This is a genomic window from Algoriphagus chordae (genome assembly GCF_003254055.1).
GTDB classification, from domain to species: Bacteria; Bacteroidota; Bacteroidia; order Cytophagales; family Cyclobacteriaceae; genus Algoriphagus; species Algoriphagus chordae.
The window spans coordinates 248,733-264,254 of record NZ_QKZT01000002.1; the positions used below are offsets into that span (position 1 = coordinate 248,733).

Here is a 15,522-nt window from a genome sequence, read left to right on the forward strand (position 1 = left end):
AAAATGAAAATTAGTCCAATTCTACTTGGATTCAAAATCAACTAGGATGCTTATCTATAGTCATCCTCCTCATTGAGAATATTCAAATAACTTTCGTATCGGTAAGGATGAATAAAGCCTGCCTCCACCTTGTCTATCACCACACAGCCGGGTTCGTTCACATGTTGGCAATCATTGTATTTGCACTGCCCTAGGTATTTTCTCATCTCAGGAAAATAATGTGAAAGCTCAGTATCCTCAATTTCTAGAATCCCAAATTCTTTTATCCCTGGAGTATCGATGAGATCTCCACCATTTTCTAAGGCAAAAAGCTCTGCAAAAGTAGTCGTATGAACACCTTTGGATGTAAAGCCAGAAACTTCCTTGGTATGTTGTTCGGCTTCTGGTACCAAAGCATTAAGCAAGGTGGACTTCCCTACTCCCGAATGCCCAGAGATGAGCGTAGATTTCCCCGCCAGAACAGCATCAAATTTATCCTTCAAATTCTCTTCCATCAGCGCTGAAACTTCCATCACTTGGTATCCCAGTGGCTCATAGATCTCATGAATATCCAAAAGCCAATCTTCCGCTTTTTCCCCTGACAACTGATCCATTTTATTCACTACCAAAATCGCTGGAATTCTGAAACTCTCCGTACTGACAAGGAATCTATCTATAAAACCTAAGGATGTCCTCGGACTCTTCATGGTAATGACAAGAATAGCTTGATCCAGATTGCTGGCGATGATATGCGAAAAATGCTGCTTTCGTGTAGACTTGCGGATCACGTAGTTTTCTCTGGGCAAAATATCAGATATCACCGCAGTTTCCTGATTCTCTTCCTTAGCCAATTCCACCCAATCCCCCACGGCAATAGGGTTTGTCAGCTTAAGATCATCTTGCTTAAACTTCCCTTTCAGTCTGGAAGCAACAACTTCACCCTCGGTCTGCACCAAATACCAACTACCAGTAGATTTTATTACTCTTCCTTTCATCTATTTATTGTTTTTCAGAGGTCACCCGATACATACACCAAGTGTATATCTCACCTCAGGCCGGCTCGATTTCATTTTTCTAACACTAGTTGCTCTACCTTGTTTATGATTTTAGCTGCCGCTCCTACATTCATTTCTACCCAATTTCTTGCTGCCTCAGTGCTATTCTGATAGAAATCTGCATGCTCCAATTTCTCAAAAACTAATTTCAAACTCGCGACGTCACTCACTTCGAACCCACAGCCATTTGCCTGACTTTCTGCTGATTCGGGAAATTTATCTGTCTTTTCAAGTTTCCCAAAAATCACTGGAATCCCGAATCCTAAGGGTTCCAAGATATTATGCAGGCCTTTTCCAAAAGCCCCTCCAATATAAGCAAGCTTGGCAAATTGATATAAGGAGCTCAGCATGCCTATGTTATCAATAAACATCACATCCGGAGACAGGTCCGAATCCCATTGAGAATACCTAGAGGCAGTCAAGGTCAACTGTTCAGACCAGCGCTTCATCGGTTCAGGACTCAAATCATGTGGGGCAATTATCCATCTATATCCCGGATTAGCATTCATCAGAGGAATCAGCAAATCCATATCCTCTTGCCAGACAGATCCCGCCACTACCGTAGGCATATCAGCAACCCAATCGGCCAAATCTGGAAATTCTTTATAATTATTAGCCGTCTCCGCCACACGATCAAATCGCGTATCACCAGCTACACTAGTCTGCTGATAATCAATCGACTTTAGTATATCGACTGTCTTTTGATTTTGGGTGAAAATATAATCGAACTGAAATATGATCTGTCTAAAAAAGCCATCTCTTTGAAAGTAAATCTGATCTGCCCGAAAGGATGCAGAGAAAAGAAATAAGGGAATCTCTCTAATTTTGATAGCCTTGATATGCTGATACCAAAGATCATATTTGACAAAAAAAACAATATTAGGAGTTAAAATACTCACAAATTTCTCAGCATAAGTCTTGCTATCTAAAGGCAAATAAGTAACAAAATCTACATTGGGCTGAGGCTTTTTGATGACATGGTCAAAGCCTGAAGGACTAAAAAAACTAACTGCGATAAGCTGTGCAGGTTGCACCCGCTTCAATTCTGCTATCAAGGGTCTAGCTTGCTCATACTCGCCCAAAGATGCTACATGAAACCAAGCAAGCTCTCCGGCATTTTTTGATCTGAACTCTTCTAGTCTCTGAAATAGATTTTTCCTTCCGGATGAGAACTTCTGAAACCGGGGTATAAAAGGCCCTACTAGTAGTAAGAGTATCCTAGCAATAAATATCCCAATCCTATAGATCCATTTCATATATCAAAAGTAGCCATTTGAGGTGGAAAAGTTTTATTTGCATCAAAAAGCCAAGCGATGAGTTATGAAAAGCTTGAATTTGCGTTTTTTCTAGAAAAAACACATTCTCCTCCGTGCATTTCAGGCTAAAAATTGGTACTTTGAAAGCCTTTGTTTTTTCAGTTCATAGGTAAGCTATTATGATTCGAGTTTTATTTGTTTGTCTTGGCAATATATGCAGGTCTCCTTTGGCCGAAGCTATTTTTAATAGTAAGGTAAAGCAAGCGGGAATGCAGGCACAGTTCAAATGTGACAGTGCGGGTACTTCTGACTTTCATATTGGTGAATTACCGGACGAGCGCACCATCAACTGCGCAGCTAAATACCAGCTTCCATTGCATCACCGCGGCAGGCAAGTAAATCGTACTGATTTTAGAGATTTTGAGTATATCCTGGCCATGGATGACAATAACCTGAGAAATTTAAACAACCTAAAAGTTCGCTATGGTTTTGCCGATAAGGAAATCTTCTTGATGCGCGATTTTGTGGATGCAACTCAAGGCATGTCCGTTCCAGATCCATATTATGGTGGAGAAGAAGGCTTTGAGGAAATCTATCAGATTCTAGATGAGGCACTCGATAGTTTCCTTGCCAATGTCAAAGCCAGGCATCAGCTTTATGCTTAAACAAGTTTTGCTATAGCGCTACTTTTTCAGAATAAATACCAGCCAATCCTCCAAAGAAAAGGCATGGCCTAGCTCGCAGAAATCAGTCTAATAAATAGTTGAATAGCAAGATAGGCCAGTGTGCCATCTGAGATTAGCCAAGGTTCAAGGATACTTTCTCTCCTGTTTTCACAGCTTTGAAAATCGCGTCTATAATTTTCATATCCTTCACTCCCTCTTCCCCATTTACAGGAACTTCGGGCTTTTTGCCATCAAATAAAATCGCTGCCATTTCATCCATCTGTACCGCCTGATGAGTAACATGTGGCTTATCCAATGGCCCTTTATTAGTCTTTCCTTTGATAGGACCATAGCCTGTAGAAGGCTGCATTTCCGCATATCCTTTTGTTCCATTTAGGAAAAACTTATCCAAATTATTCATGCTGTAAGTGGAAAGACAGGAGGCCACTGCCCCACTTGGAAAACCCATTTGAAACTGAATAGTCTCATCTATTCCCTCTTTGAATTTCTCGGGATTATTCTTGGTCTCCTGCGCTGTCACCCAGATCGGTTCTTCTCCCAGCATATATCGAGCTCCATTGATCGAGTAAATCCCAATATCCATCATCGCTCCTCCACCCGAAAGTGATTTCTGCAATCTCCACTGGCCAGGGTCCCCGATAATAAATCCACTCAATCCCTGAAAAAACAAGGGCGTCCCGAACTCTCCTGCTTTACGCATCCTAATTACTTCCAAGGTATTTGGTTCGAAGTGCATTCTATAACCTATCAGCAATTGGACTCCTGCCGCTTTGCATGCATCCACCATGGCTTGACCATCCGCCGCATTCACTGCCATAGGTTTCTCACAGATCGCGTGCTTGCCAGCTTTGGCTACACGTATCACCTGATCTTTGTGCAGGGCATTCGGGGTAATCACATAGACCGCATCGATGTCCGGATTGTCTTTGATGGCATCGAAGTTTTCATAATTGTAGCAGTTCTTGGCAGGAATACCATACTTAGTTTTCCAGGCTTCCACTTTGGATGGAGTGCCACTGATGACACCAACCAATTTGGTTCGTTTGGTTTCTTGAATAGCTTCTGCTACCCGAGTTCCATAACTTCCCAAGCCCATAATTGCTACACGCAATGTTTTGTCTTCCATTTTATTAGAGTTAAGAAAATCAGGCATAGCAGAGATCGGATTAAGAGTTGACATATTTAATGCTAAGGCTGAAAGCCCGGCTTTTTGTAGAAAAATTCTTCTGGATTTCATGGATGGGTTTAGGTTAATGAGTTTGAATCACCTGAAAATATTGATTTTTGAGCAAATTCCCTTAGCATTCAATCAATGACTTCTCCTTTGAGGCTATTTAAGCCGACGAACCAGCTGAACAGTGTTTCTTGTACTTTGCTCCAGCATGAGCTCGTAACCATCCAGTAATTTGGAAACAGAATCAGTATTCGGATATAGCACCGTCAGCAATTCCAAGCCTTCATTATACCTAATCTCAAAATCCTGATTGAGTAAAGTGAGCAATTGCTCCAGCTTAAACAACTCATAATCAATAACTATAGAAATACTAATAGCAGAAGTTTGTAGCATATTCACGTGCAGCTTCAATGCTTGTAATTGCTCATAGACTTGGTGGATATGTTTTTCTTCTATAAAGGTGAAATCGGTCACTTTTAGGCTGACAAGAATTTGATCCTTTTTCAATATAAAGGTAGGAATAGACTCAGTTTTGGCTCTCGCATGGATCTTCGTCCCAGGTTCCTCTGGATCTAAAAAGGACTTCACAAATAGCGGAATCCCAGCATTCGCCAAGGGTTTAATTGTTTTCGGATGGATTACCGAAGCTCCATAGTACGTCATTTGAGCAGCTTGCTGATAATCCAGCTCCACAAAAAGTGTAGTACCGCTGAAAATCTTAGGGTCAGCATTGAGCACTCCCGGCACATCTTTCCAAATAGTAACCGAAGCTGCATCCAAACTACCCGCCAAAATCGCAGCCGTAAAATCAGAGCCCTCCCTACCCAAGGTAGTTGGTCTGCCAGCCCGATCTGCTCCGATAAATCCCTGGGTTAAAACAGGAAATTGCTCCAGCTTTGGCTTCAGTTGGGATTGGCAATTCCTCCGGGTTCTCTCCCAATCTACTTTTGCAAAACGGAAATCACTATCCGTGCAAATCAGTTCACGTGCATCCTGCCAAAGCACAAGCAAATCCTGAAAGCATAAATACTCCATCACGATCCGGGATGAAAGTATTTCCCCAAAACCAATGATACGATCGTAATATTCATCGTAGTTATCCTTGCTGATTGACTTGTTCAATTCATGATGGAGCAGGATGAAGTAGTTCTCGATTTTGGGAAAAATCACATGTCCTTCAGGAAAGAGTTCGCTGCAAATAGCCAAATGAAAGTCTTTCAAAATTGTACTATTTCCAGAATAATCCTTACGATCTAATTTTAAAGAGATAATATTTTCCAAGTGATTTGTAGTTTTTCCCATGGCTGAAACCACAATCACGAAATTATTTCGCAATCGATTACGCAGAATATTAGCTAAGTTTTGGACTGAAAGCGCATCCTTCACTGAGGCCCCTCCAAATTTGTGAATTTGAGTTTTTGTCATAAAAATATTTGCTTACTTTTCCAAAAGATTAAACCATCAATTGAACTATTCTAATACATGAAAATTCTTCCTTATCAACCCGATCAAAGCGGGCTTGCGTACTCAGTAGGTACTACTCTAGACCGATTCATCAAGCTCAAGCAAAGTGATTTCCCTTTTGCCTCCGGTGAGTTATCACAATTGCTTCGTGATATAGCTCTTGCTGCCAAGATAGTAAATCGCGAAACTACTCGCGCCGGACTATCGAATATTGGCGGAGCTTTTGGCCAAGTCAATGTACAAGGTGAAGAGCAGCAGAAACTCGATGTAATTGCCAACATCCGATTTATGCGTGCTTTGAGTAAAGGTGGCGAAGTCTGTGCCATAGTTTCCGAAGAAGAGGATGCTGTGATTGATTTACAGAATACTTCAGGCAAATATGTCGTCGCAATCGACCCACTGGACGGAAGTTCGAACATCGATGTGAATATTAGTATAGGAACAATATTCTCTATTTATCGACGAAAAACTCCTACTGGCAGCCCGATACAAGTGGAAGATATCATGCAGGCTGGCACAGAGCAAGTCGCTGCAGGCTATGTGCTTTATGGCTCCTCCACTATGCTCGTCTATACCACTGGCTGCGGGGTCAATGGCTTTACCTACGAACAATCTTTGGGCGAATTCTTTCTTTCTCATCCAAACATCCAAGCTCCAAAAAACGGGGAAATCTACTCTGTAAACGAAGGCACTCAAAAAGAATGGGAGGAGGGATTTAAAGCATATATAGATCAATGTAAAGAAAAAAGATACTCTGCCAGATACATCGGCTCACTTGTAGCCGACTTTCATAGAAACCTTCTTAAAGGCGGCATATATCTTTACCCAGCCACCAATAAAAATCCTTCAGGAAAGTTGCGCTTACTCTATGAAGCAAATGCTCTAGCACTGATTGCTGAGCAAGCGGGCGCCTCAGCCACTGATGGGTGTCAACGAATTTTGGAAATCCAACCAACCACACTTCATCAAAGGACACCACTTCTGATTGGTTCTTCAGATATGGTAAAAGAGGCTGAAGCATTCATGAATTGTTCCGTAGAAAAACCGCTTTCTTAATCACTTCATGTAAAAAAGCTAAGGATTCAAAAGATGTATTTTATCTTGCAGGCTTATTCAAACACTATGAAAAATATCAAAGCCTATTTACCTATAGCAATCTTGATCTCCGGCGCCTCCCTATGGGCTTCTTGCTCGTCCAATGTAGAGGAAGTTACAGCAGAGCCGATCGATGAAACTTATGCAGTGCAAACTGAAAAGATGTTGATCAATGTTGACACACTATATACTGAATTCGAAAACCCTTGGGGCATGACCTGGCTGCCAGATGGCAAGATGCTTGTCACTGAGAAAAAAGGTGAAATCCTCATTTTCAAAGACGACAAGTTCACAGGAGAAAAAATCCAAGGACTGCCAGCTTTTTGGACGCAAGGGCAATCAGGACTTTTGGATATCACAGCTCATCCGAAATTTGCTGAAAATGGCTGGTTATATATTGCCTACGGAAAGCAAATGCCAGACAGCACTTCATCTACTACCATTATGAGATTCAAACTAGATGGTAACAATGCAGTCAATCAAGAGGAGCTTATCCAATCTCTTCCTGCTTGGAAAAAAAGCGCTCACTATGGTAGCCGAATTGTTTTTGACAATGAAGATTACCTCTACTATTCTAGCGGAGAGCGTTCAGACACTCCTACCAATGCGCAGGATTTAAGCAATTCACATGGGAAAATCCACCGTATTCATGACGATGGCAGAATCCCAACCGACAATCCATTTGTAGATACCGAAGGAGCTGTTGGTTCGATCTGGACTTATGGAAACAGAAATCCTCAAGGCTTGTATTTCGATAAGGAAAACAACAAACTGTATGAATCTGAGCATGGCCCACAAGGTGGTGATGAGCTAAACTTGATCGAAAAAGGCAAAAACTACGGTTGGCCTGTGATCACTTGGGGCATTGGTTATGACGATAAACCAGTATCTGATATTCAGGAAAAAGAAGGAATGGAACAACCTTTGACTTATTATGTTCCATCTATCGCGACTGCAGGTATGACGATGGTGACATCAGATAAATACCCAGCATGGAAAGGTGACATTCTTATCGGTGCTTTGAAAAAAATGCACATCAACCGTGTAGATATGGACGGATCTGTAGCTGGTCAGCAAGAAATTATGTTACAGGATATCGGACGTGTTCGTCAGGTTTCTCAAAGCCCGGATGGTTATATCTATGCAATTACTGAAGGAACCGGACTAATGGTGAAATTGATTCCAATCAGATAACCGTAAAAAATAAGCTATTTGAAAAGCCACTTTTGAGAAATCTTAAGTGGCTTTTGCTTTTTATATCCCTTTGCAGCCTTCCACCATGATATGAGAGATCAATAGTTGGCAGAATGTAATGATTCAAATCCTGCTTCTGGAGAAGCAGGATAACACTGCAATCTCCACCTGCTTTGTGGTTAAAGCTTAGACAAAATCCACATCCACATTAAATGGATACTTCATTAGAAAATGGAGAGCAGCTTCAATTTCCAGATCTTCGAATAGCACACGATAAAGATTTTCAGTGATTGGAGCTCGTAGATCAGCTGTTTCTAGAAATGCTTTGATGATTCTTACAGTATTGATACCCTCTGCCACCTCATCCATATCTGCCAGAATAGTATCTAAGGAATCACCTTTAGCAAGTCGATAGCCTACGGTATAATTTCTAGAATGAATAGAGTTGCAGGTAGTAACCAAATCTCCTATTCCCGCTAATCCCATCACAGACTTGATGCTTCCTCCAAGGGCATTGCCTAAGTGAATCATCTCCACCATTCCGCGACTGATCAGCAAACCTTTTGCATTTTCACCCAGCCCCAATCCTGCCAATGCCCCAGAGGCGATCGCAATGATGTTTTTCAAGACTCCACTGATCTCCACTCCAATAATATCCGAATTACCATACACTTGGAATTTCTCAGATCTCAACAAGCTTTGACCTTCAAGGATCACTTCATTGTATTTACTTGCTATCACCGTAGCAGCAGGCTGACCTTGTGCAAGTTCTTTCGAAAGGTTTGGCCCCGCTAAGCAACCTACTCGCACAGCGACAGTTTCTTCGAGAATCACCTCACTCATGGTCAATATTTGGCTTCGCTTGATTTTCTTGACCGTCTCTATGTTTTCTCCTGGCTTGAGGTTAAGACAAAGTCCTTTTGTGCCATGAATAATCAAATGATAAGGAAATAGAAAAGGTGAAAAAGTTCTCACCACTTCCTGAAACCCTGCGGAAGGAATCATAAAAAACAGAACATCACAGCTCCGACATAGCTCCTCTGGATCTGTGGATGCTATTACATTTTCACTTAGTGTCTTTCCTTGAGCTGTATGGCTGGTATTGATCTCATCGACCACCTCCTGCTTACGCGCATAGACCATTACTGGGTTTTTGGCAGCAAGAATATTTGCGATTACTGCGCCAAAGCTTCCCACTCCTATTACACCGATGTGCTTTGGCTTAGTAGAGTTTTTCGAGTCCATATCCTGTTAATCTGTTATGATAAAAATAAAGTAGACTCATATCGTCTGTTCCTATTTCGCCTTTTTCATCTTGGACAATTGGGCGCTTCGCATGATACATGCCTACGTTCTCAATTCCATGCTTGATGATTTCATCCATATCAAGCGAAAGGTGTGGCGCGGTATTGATTAGTCCCTGAGTCTTTAACTCATTGATTCTATCCAACACTAGCTGACAACTTGCCTTGAAATCTTCATATGGGATCGAGATATCTTCTTCTGGGAGCCTGAGCAAGTCAAACAAATCCAACTTTCGGTTTTGCTTTTTGATCATCTCAAAGGCTACAAAAGCCACCAAGTGGGAATTAAACACACGGTTGATTTTATGAAATTCCTCTACAATACGCTTGCCGAGCATATTTGTATATTCTTCCTCTCGCTGATTATCTATAGACACTTTTCCCTCAGACACGAAGTAATCTCGCGTATTAATCATTCGGCCTTTTTTATCCAGGCTCCGTCCTTCTTTATCTACATAGTTGCCTAGCACGTCCATTGCTTTACCTACAGAGACAGAGATATCAGAACCTTTGGTAAAAAACTTGATCAGGAACTTAGAGATTTTATAAGAATTGGAGAATTCATCATTCTCCTTATAGTACCGTTCTTGTCCAGTGATGCTCAAATGATCACGAATCAAACTTGGTGCTTCCAATACAAAGTGATAATTGATCGTCACTGGCACTATAAAAATCTTACCTGAAATATCGTTGATGCCATTTTCGAAATTTGCGCGCTGAGCCTCTATAGCGGTACTCAGAAGTCCAAGTTTGAGTTTGGATTCGATCATTCCACTCCGAGATCTTGTTCCTCCTGGGAAAAATAGTGAGTGACAACCAAACTGAATAGCTTCTTTGGAATAGGTTTTCAGCGTCTCCAGATACATCAGGTTTTTCTTTCTTCTATCCACTTTGTATGCTCCAAGTGAATTCATGAAGTACGCGAAAATGGAAATATTAAAGAGATTCAATCCAGCTCCATAGATGAATGGCGGCAAACCTAACACAGATATCACCCATCCGATCAGTATACTATCGAGATTACTAAAATGCGTTGGAACCATGACTACAGTCCCCTTTGTAGCCAGATCACGTAATTGATCCGTTTCTCCTGTAATCTGGATTTTGTCCTGAAGACTATATTTTTTACTGAAAATAGATCTAAACCCTTTCACACGTGCAGCATTCAACAGACGTGAGAATCCGTAAGTCACTACTGAACGCGTGAACTTATAATGCGTAGCCTTGAAATTACTTGCTATTTCCTCAGCATATCGCGCAGTAATTTGATTCAAAACGGCCTTGTATTCTTGAAGCTTTTTGACTTTGCTTCTGCCATTTTCAGTACTTATCTGTACCAAAGAGGATTTCACTCCAGACCAAAAAGAACCATCATCATCTGGATCTACCACCCAAGGATTCTGCTTGATTCGGAGTTTTTCTCGGTATAAGGTTGTCTCCAACTCCTCTTTGAGAATATCAGGATTGTTGCTAGTCAGGTTGAGAATCCTATCTTCTGAAAGATCCGCCACTTTCTTCACAAACTCCTTCCGCTCTCGCGCTAGTTTTACTACTGGCCATTCATCTTTGCTAGGGTGAATTGGCTCGTACTTATGTTTGATATATTTCTCCTCCAAATGGCTGGCTTTTATTAAAAATCAAGTCAAAGATAGTGAAAAAGCCCCTTCTTCTGTCAATGATAAGGCTTAAGAAAGGATCATCAGTGAGACTTAGATTTTACGAAAATAGCCACAATGGCTGAAGTAAGTAAACCCATAACCAATGCTCCTATCATCGACTGTATTATATAACTTTTCAAATTGAAATATTCTTCCGCTTCAGCAGAGGTCATTTTTCCCATCTCCACAGCATACTTACTTACATTCGTAAAATAATCAGGGGTAATAAACTCGCTGGTGATGTACTGAGTAAGAGGGCTCAAAATTGCCACTATCAAGGTGATCACCAATCCAGCTATAAATCCCTGCTTATAGCTCATCACGCCGTGATAGAAATTCTTCCTCTTATCTAGCAAAGCAAAAATATAAATAGCGATAGAGGGTATCGCCACCCAGTTGGTCATCGCAGCATGATCAGCTATCTTTTCATCATGCCAGCCCATGGATTTCTCAAAAACCATCCAAGCCAGCATCATGAGAATAAAGATTATTGCCCACTTGATTTCAATCTTAATGTTTTTCATAGTTACTTGAGTTAGGAATGCAAAATATCCAGTACAAAATACATAATTTCTCAAAATCAACCTCATTTTCAATTGATTGCTACAGGTAGGCTCTCATTCCCTTGTCCATGAGAGAAAGGGTATTATTTTTACAACATCAAAGACCGGATGAAACCAGACCTTAAGCAAATACAAGTACCAATAGAGAACGAAATGGCTCAGTTTGAACTGAAATTTCGAGACTCTATGAAATCTAAGGTCAAGCTCCTCGACCATATTACTAATTACATCGTCAAGAGAAAGGGCAAGCAGATGCGACCTATGTTTGTTTTTTTGACTGCAGGTGTCTGTGGTGGAATAAATGACGCCACACATAGAGGCGCTGCTCTGATAGAATTGTTACATACGGCTACGCTAGTTCATGATGATGTAGTAGATGATGCTAATTACCGTCGTGGATTTTTCTCCGTAAATGCTCTTTGGAAAAATAAAATAGCAGTGCTCGTTGGAGATTATCTGCTCTCTAGAGGTCTGCTCTTGAGTGTGGAAAATGGCGATTTTGACTTGCTGAAAATAGTCTCCAATGCGGTAAAAGAAATGTCTGAAGGTGAATTACTTCAAATTGCAAAAGCCCGAAAACTCGACATCACGGAGGAAGTTTACTACGATATTATTCGACAAAAAACTGCCAGTTTACTAGCTTCTTGCTGTGCTGTAGGCGCATCTAGTACGCAAAGTGATGAAAAAACAATCGCCAAAATGCGGGAATTCGGAGAGAAAGTTGGGATGGCATTTCAGATCAAAGATGATCTTTTTGACTTTGGTGATGATGAAATAGGCAAACCTGTAGGTATTGATATCAAAGAGAAGAAGATGACACTTCCTCTTATTTTTGCATTGCAAAAGGCTGATTGGTTAGAAAAAAAGAAAATCATCCATCTTATTCGTAATCGAAGCGAGGATAAAAAAGCCGTAAATCAAGTGATTAGCTTTGTGAAAAAAAGTGGTGGACTAGATTATGCTAAAACCATCATGGACAGATATTTCATAGAAGCCCTCGATATCCTGAAAACATTTCCCGAATCAGCCTACAAGACCTCCTTGGAGGGCTTAGTAAGTTATACGATTGAAAGAAAGAAGTAAAGGAGGGCTAGTCCTTTTCCATTAAGAAATAGTTTTTCTAAGTTGCTAGCCAATCTGTTGCCAGTTATATTTTAAGCACACCTTATGTCCTCAGAAAAAGTATCCATTATTGTCCCACTGTACAACGAACAAGACAATGTATCCATTCTTGCTGAGGAGATTTATGTAGTCGTTCAGCAAATAGCTAATCCATGTGAGGTGATTTTGGTAAATGATGGTAGCACCGATAATACATGGGCAAGCATTGAAGAAATATGCGCGCGTTATCCGGTTTTTTCGGGAATTGATCTAGGTGGAAACTTCGGCCAATCCATCGCTTTACGATCTGGTTTTGAAAACTCCAGTGGTGAAATCATCATTTTTATGGATGGTGACATGCAGCACAATCCGGCAGATATCCCAAGGTTTATAGAAAAAATAGATGAAGGTTACGATATGGTGGGAGGGTCTAAGCAGGAGCGGCCCGAAGGCTTTATCCAGAGTAAGCTCTCCAATATGGCGCATTGGCTTATCTATAAAATAACCAAAGCCAAGATGGATTATTTTGGAGCGACCTTCCGGATATATAGAAGATTTCTCCTCGAAAACACCAATATCCTCAAAGACACGCATCGTTTTCTAGGAGCAGTTTTGGCAAAGAAAGGTATTAGACAAACTGAGATCCCTATCACCATTCGAGAGCGCCATGCAGGTAAAAGCAGCTACAAAATCACCAAGCTTTTTTCTGTGATCATTGATCTCATTTTCCTGAAATTTGTGGTGACTTACATGAATAAGCCCTTCCGCCTATTTGGTGTGTTTGGCCTTATCATCTTTGTCTTGGGAATGGTCCCACTCATTTATATCGTAGGAGGAGCATTATTTTTCGATTTTAACGTCCGAATAGATTACATCTCCGAATTCGTGCTTTCCATATTCTTCATCTTGATTGGGATTTTCATGATTAGTTTCGGAATCGTAGCCGAAATCGGCATTTATAATTATTTCTCCGGGGATCATATTCGCCCATATTCCATTCGAAAGAAAACCAAACATGAGAAGTAAGACTCTGATTATCAATGCTGATGATTTCGGTTATGACCTAGAGGCTACTGCTGGAATCTTAGAACTGCTATCAGAGCAAAAAATCTCCAGTACTACTATTATGGCCAATTTGGTCAACCAGGCGGATTTACTCTCCGTGCAAAAAATCCCAGCCATTGGAACAGGTCTTCATCTAAATCTTATCTCTGGAAAGCCCTTGTCTTCGCCAGCAGATATCCCCAGTTTAGTGGGACAGGATGGGAATTTTCTTGGAGCAAAGGGCCTGCTTAAGAATGCTTTTTTGAATAAAATAAAACCCGAGCAAGTCTACTTGGAGATAAAAGCACAGTTAGCACTCCTAGAGACCAATGGAATTCACATAAGCCATGTCGACAGCCATCAGCATGCTCATCAATACCCAATGATTGGACCTATCATTCAGTCAGCCTTGGCTAGGCTGAAGATCCAGAAAATCAGAAATTCGAAGCCATTGGGTGCTTCGGTAGCTTTTAGATCAGTATTACTTCAGGTGTTCACTACGCTATCGGGGATAGACAAAAAATCTTTTGTATCGCCTGAAGGGATCATTGCCAAATTCTCTTTTGGACAGGAAATCACCATGGATGGGTTTGAAAAAGCACTTACATCATCATTCGAAAAAGCCTGTAATTTGGAATTCATGACCCATCCCGCACTGGAGGATCGTGAAGATTCTTACCTGAAGCGGAAAGAAGAATATTTGTTTTGGAAAAATGAACCCGTCAAAGAACTGCTGTCTTCACAAGGAATTCGCTTAATTCATTTTGGGGAGCTCTAATTCACAGATTTCGTTTAAAGGGATCAGAGCCAAATTAAAAAGAAGAAATAGACTAGCCATTTTTATGGTTGTATGTACTCCATTAGCCCTCTTCTATAATCTCAAATTTGATACCTTTGATAGTATCAAATGATACTATCAATGAGACCTCCATATGATATTACCCCAAAGATTCTACAATTGATCAGCTCGATCTCTGAAAAAATAGGTGAAGCAAACACACTGTTTTTAGACAAGCAATCACCTCAACTTCGTAAGCAAAATAAGATTAAGACTATCCACTCCTCTCTTCAGATTGAAGGGAACACGCTTTCCGAAGATCAGATAACTGCACTAATTGAAAATAAAAGGATCATAGGGCCGCAAAAAGATATCACAGAGGTTGTGAATGCGATAGATGTTTACGAGAATCTAAATTTCTTAAAACCCTTTTCTGAGAAATCATTCCTCGCCGCACACCAAACTTTGATGAAAGGACTAATTGACCGACCAGGTAGCTATAGAACAAGTGGGGTTGGTGTAGTCAAAGGATCAGAAGTTGCCCATGTAGCTCCTCCAGCTCACAACGTCCCTGGGCTTATGAAAGAACTTTTCCAGTATCTGAAGAATGATGAGGAAATTTCTTTAATCAAAAGCTGCGTCTTTCACTACGAAATGGAGTTTATTCATCCGTTTTTGGATGGAAATGGAAGAATGGGAAGACTTTGGCAAACTATAATTCTTATGGAAAGATATGCTGTCTTTGCATTTCTACCCTTTGAAACACTGATCAGTCAAGGCCAAGATGAGTACTACCGTGCTCTAGCGAAAAGTGATAAAACTGGAAAGTCCACATTTTTCATCGAATACATGCTAGCTATCATAGACAGTTCACTTGGAAATCTATTAAACACCAATAGTCAAACTTTGACTTCAGATCAACGGATCAGGCATTTCCTTTCTTTGGACAAAAATGAATTCACTCGTAAAGACTACATGGATGTATTCAAATCTATTTCTTCGGCTACTGCCAGCAGGGATCTAAAAAAAGCAGTAGAATCAGACTTGTTTTTAGCTAAAGGAAAAGGAAATCAGATGAGGTATTTCATAAATAAAATCAAAAACTAATAACACTCCCTTTTATTACTCTTGAAAAACAAACTATTATTATTTTTTTATAAAAATGAATAAT

14 protein-coding genes are annotated in these 15,522 nt (G+C 40.6%); 7 read left to right on the forward strand and 7 right to left on the reverse strand.

What is annotated here, in order from left to right; translation table 11 throughout:
- Positions 1-50: 50 nt before the first annotated feature.
- Together rsgA and LV85_RS03115 are read right to left on the reverse strand one after the other, a co-directional pair.
- Entirely contained in the window at positions 51-974 is a 924-nt protein-coding gene (gene rsgA / locus LV85_RS03110; RefSeq protein ID WP_111316724.1) for a ribosome small subunit-dependent GTPase A, read from the reverse strand.
- Between the two features lie 71 nt (positions 975-1,045).
- The gene (locus tag LV85_RS03115) at positions 1,046-2,290 is read right to left on the reverse strand and encodes a 3-deoxy-D-manno-octulosonic acid transferase (RefSeq protein ID WP_111316725.1); all 1,245 of its coding nucleotides are present in this window, start codon (positions 2,288-2,290) and stop codon (positions 1,046-1,048) included.
- Between the two features lie 179 nt (positions 2,291-2,469).
- On the opposite strand from LV85_RS03115, the gene LV85_RS03120 reads away from it, so the two are divergent.
- Positions 2,470-2,955, forward strand: a complete 486-nt coding sequence (locus LV85_RS03120; protein WP_111316726.1) for a low molecular weight protein-tyrosine-phosphatase — start codon at positions 2,470-2,472, stop codon at positions 2,953-2,955.
- Between the two features lie 133 nt (positions 2,956-3,088).
- Here LV85_RS03120 and LV85_RS03125 read toward each other — a convergent pair whose 3' ends face one another.
- Positions 3,089-4,213 (reverse strand): Gfo/Idh/MocA family protein, encoded by a 1,125-nt coding sequence (locus LV85_RS03125; RefSeq protein ID WP_111316727.1) that lies wholly within the window; start codon positions 4,211-4,213, stop codon positions 3,089-3,091.
- 93 nt (positions 4,214-4,306) lie between these two features.
- Positions 4,307-5,575, reverse strand: a complete 1,269-nt coding sequence (locus tag LV85_RS03130; RefSeq protein WP_111316728.1) for an aspartate kinase — start codon at positions 5,573-5,575, stop codon at positions 4,307-4,309.
- 57 nt (positions 5,576-5,632) lie between these two features.
- Between LV85_RS03130 and fbp the strand changes: the two genes are divergently transcribed.
- Both fbp and LV85_RS03140 read left to right on the forward strand, forming a co-directional pair.
- Positions 5,633-6,670, forward strand: a complete 1,038-nt coding sequence (gene fbp, locus LV85_RS03135; RefSeq protein WP_111316729.1) for a class 1 fructose-bisphosphatase — start codon at positions 5,633-5,635, stop codon at positions 6,668-6,670.
- A gap of 66 nt (positions 6,671-6,736) precedes the next feature.
- Complete coding sequence (locus tag LV85_RS03140) at positions 6,737-7,903, forward strand: PQQ-dependent sugar dehydrogenase (protein WP_111316730.1); 1,167 nt, start codon at positions 6,737-6,739, stop codon at positions 7,901-7,903.
- A 186-nt stretch (positions 7,904-8,089) separates the two neighbouring features.
- On the opposite strand, the gene LV85_RS03145 is transcribed toward LV85_RS03140, so the two are convergent.
- From LV85_RS03145 to LV85_RS03155, 3 genes are all read right to left on the reverse strand, one after another.
- Complete coding sequence (locus tag LV85_RS03145; RefSeq protein WP_111316731.1) at positions 8,090-9,148, reverse strand: NAD(P)H-dependent glycerol-3-phosphate dehydrogenase; 1,059 nt, start codon at positions 9,146-9,148, stop codon at positions 8,090-8,092.
- Entirely contained in the window at positions 9,126-10,823 is a 1,698-nt protein-coding gene (locus LV85_RS03150; RefSeq protein ID WP_111316732.1) for a 1-acyl-sn-glycerol-3-phosphate acyltransferase, read from the reverse strand. The genes LV85_RS03145 and LV85_RS03150 overlap by 23 nt, the downstream gene beginning before the upstream one ends.
- 83 nt (positions 10,824-10,906) lie before the next feature.
- The gene (locus tag LV85_RS03155) at positions 10,907-11,389 is read right to left on the reverse strand and encodes a DUF4199 domain-containing protein (RefSeq protein WP_111316733.1); all 483 of its coding nucleotides are present in this window, start codon (positions 11,387-11,389) and stop codon (positions 10,907-10,909) included.
- 147 nt (positions 11,390-11,536) lie between these two features.
- Here LV85_RS03155 and LV85_RS03160 point away from each other — a divergent pair, with 147 nt between their 5' ends.
- From LV85_RS03160 to LV85_RS03175, 4 genes are all read left to right on the forward strand, one after another.
- Positions 11,537-12,511 (forward strand): polyprenyl synthetase family protein, encoded by a 975-nt coding sequence (locus LV85_RS03160; protein ID WP_111316734.1) that lies wholly within the window; start codon positions 11,537-11,539, stop codon positions 12,509-12,511.
- An 84-nt stretch (positions 12,512-12,595) separates the two neighbouring features.
- Positions 12,596-13,555, forward strand: coding sequence for a glycosyltransferase family 2 protein (locus LV85_RS03165; RefSeq protein ID WP_111316735.1), 960 nt, complete (start codon positions 12,596-12,598; stop codon positions 13,553-13,555).
- Positions 13,545-14,351, forward strand: coding sequence for a carbohydrate deacetylase (locus tag LV85_RS03170; RefSeq protein WP_111316736.1), 807 nt, complete (start codon positions 13,545-13,547; stop codon positions 14,349-14,351). The genes LV85_RS03165 and LV85_RS03170 overlap by 11 nt, the downstream gene beginning before the upstream one ends.
- Positions 14,352-14,492: 141 nt before the next feature.
- Positions 14,493-15,458, forward strand: coding sequence for a Fic family protein (locus tag LV85_RS03175; RefSeq protein WP_111316737.1), 966 nt, complete (start codon positions 14,493-14,495; stop codon positions 15,456-15,458).
- The last annotated feature ends 64 nt before the right edge of the window (positions 15,459-15,522 follow it).

Excerpts from the sequence above, each read along its gene's own strand:
- LV85_RS03120 (WP_111316726.1), top strand. The coding sequence starts at position 2,470 with ATGATTCGAGTTTTATTTGTTTGTCTTGGCAATATATGCAGGTCTCCT.
- LV85_RS03115 (WP_111316725.1), bottom strand. The coding sequence starts at position 2,290 with ATGAAATGGATCTATAGGATTGGGATATTTATTGCTAGGATACTCTTA.
- LV85_RS03170 (WP_111316736.1), top strand. The coding sequence starts at position 13,545 with ATGAGAAGTAAGACTCTGATTATCAATGCTGATGATTTCGGTTATGAC.
- LV85_RS03145 (WP_111316731.1), bottom strand. The coding sequence starts at position 9,148 with ATGGACTCGAAAAACTCTACTAAGCCAAAGCACATCGGTGTAATAGGA.
- LV85_RS03160 (WP_111316734.1), top strand. The coding sequence starts at position 11,537 with ATGAAACCAGACCTTAAGCAAATACAAGTACCAATAGAGAACGAAATG.
- rsgA (WP_111316724.1), bottom strand. The coding sequence starts at position 974 with ATGAAAGGAAGAGTAATAAAATCTACTGGTAGTTGGTATTTGGTGCAG.
- LV85_RS03175 (WP_111316737.1), top strand. The coding sequence starts at position 14,493 with ATGAGACCTCCATATGATATTACCCCAAAGATTCTACAATTGATCAGC.
- LV85_RS03140 (WP_111316730.1), top strand. The coding sequence starts at position 6,737 with ATGAAAAATATCAAAGCCTATTTACCTATAGCAATCTTGATCTCCGGC.
- LV85_RS03125 (WP_111316727.1), bottom strand. The coding sequence starts at position 4,213 with ATGAAATCCAGAAGAATTTTTCTACAAAAAGCCGGGCTTTCAGCCTTA.
- LV85_RS03130 (WP_111316728.1), bottom strand. The coding sequence starts at position 5,575 with ATGACAAAAACTCAAATTCACAAATTTGGAGGGGCCTCAGTGAAGGAT.
- LV85_RS03155 (WP_111316733.1), bottom strand. The coding sequence starts at position 11,389 with ATGAAAAACATTAAGATTGAAATCAAGTGGGCAATAATCTTTATTCTC.
- fbp (WP_111316729.1), top strand. The coding sequence starts at position 5,633 with ATGAAAATTCTTCCTTATCAACCCGATCAAAGCGGGCTTGCGTACTCA.
- LV85_RS03165 (WP_111316735.1), top strand. The coding sequence starts at position 12,596 with ATGTCCTCAGAAAAAGTATCCATTATTGTCCCACTGTACAACGAACAA.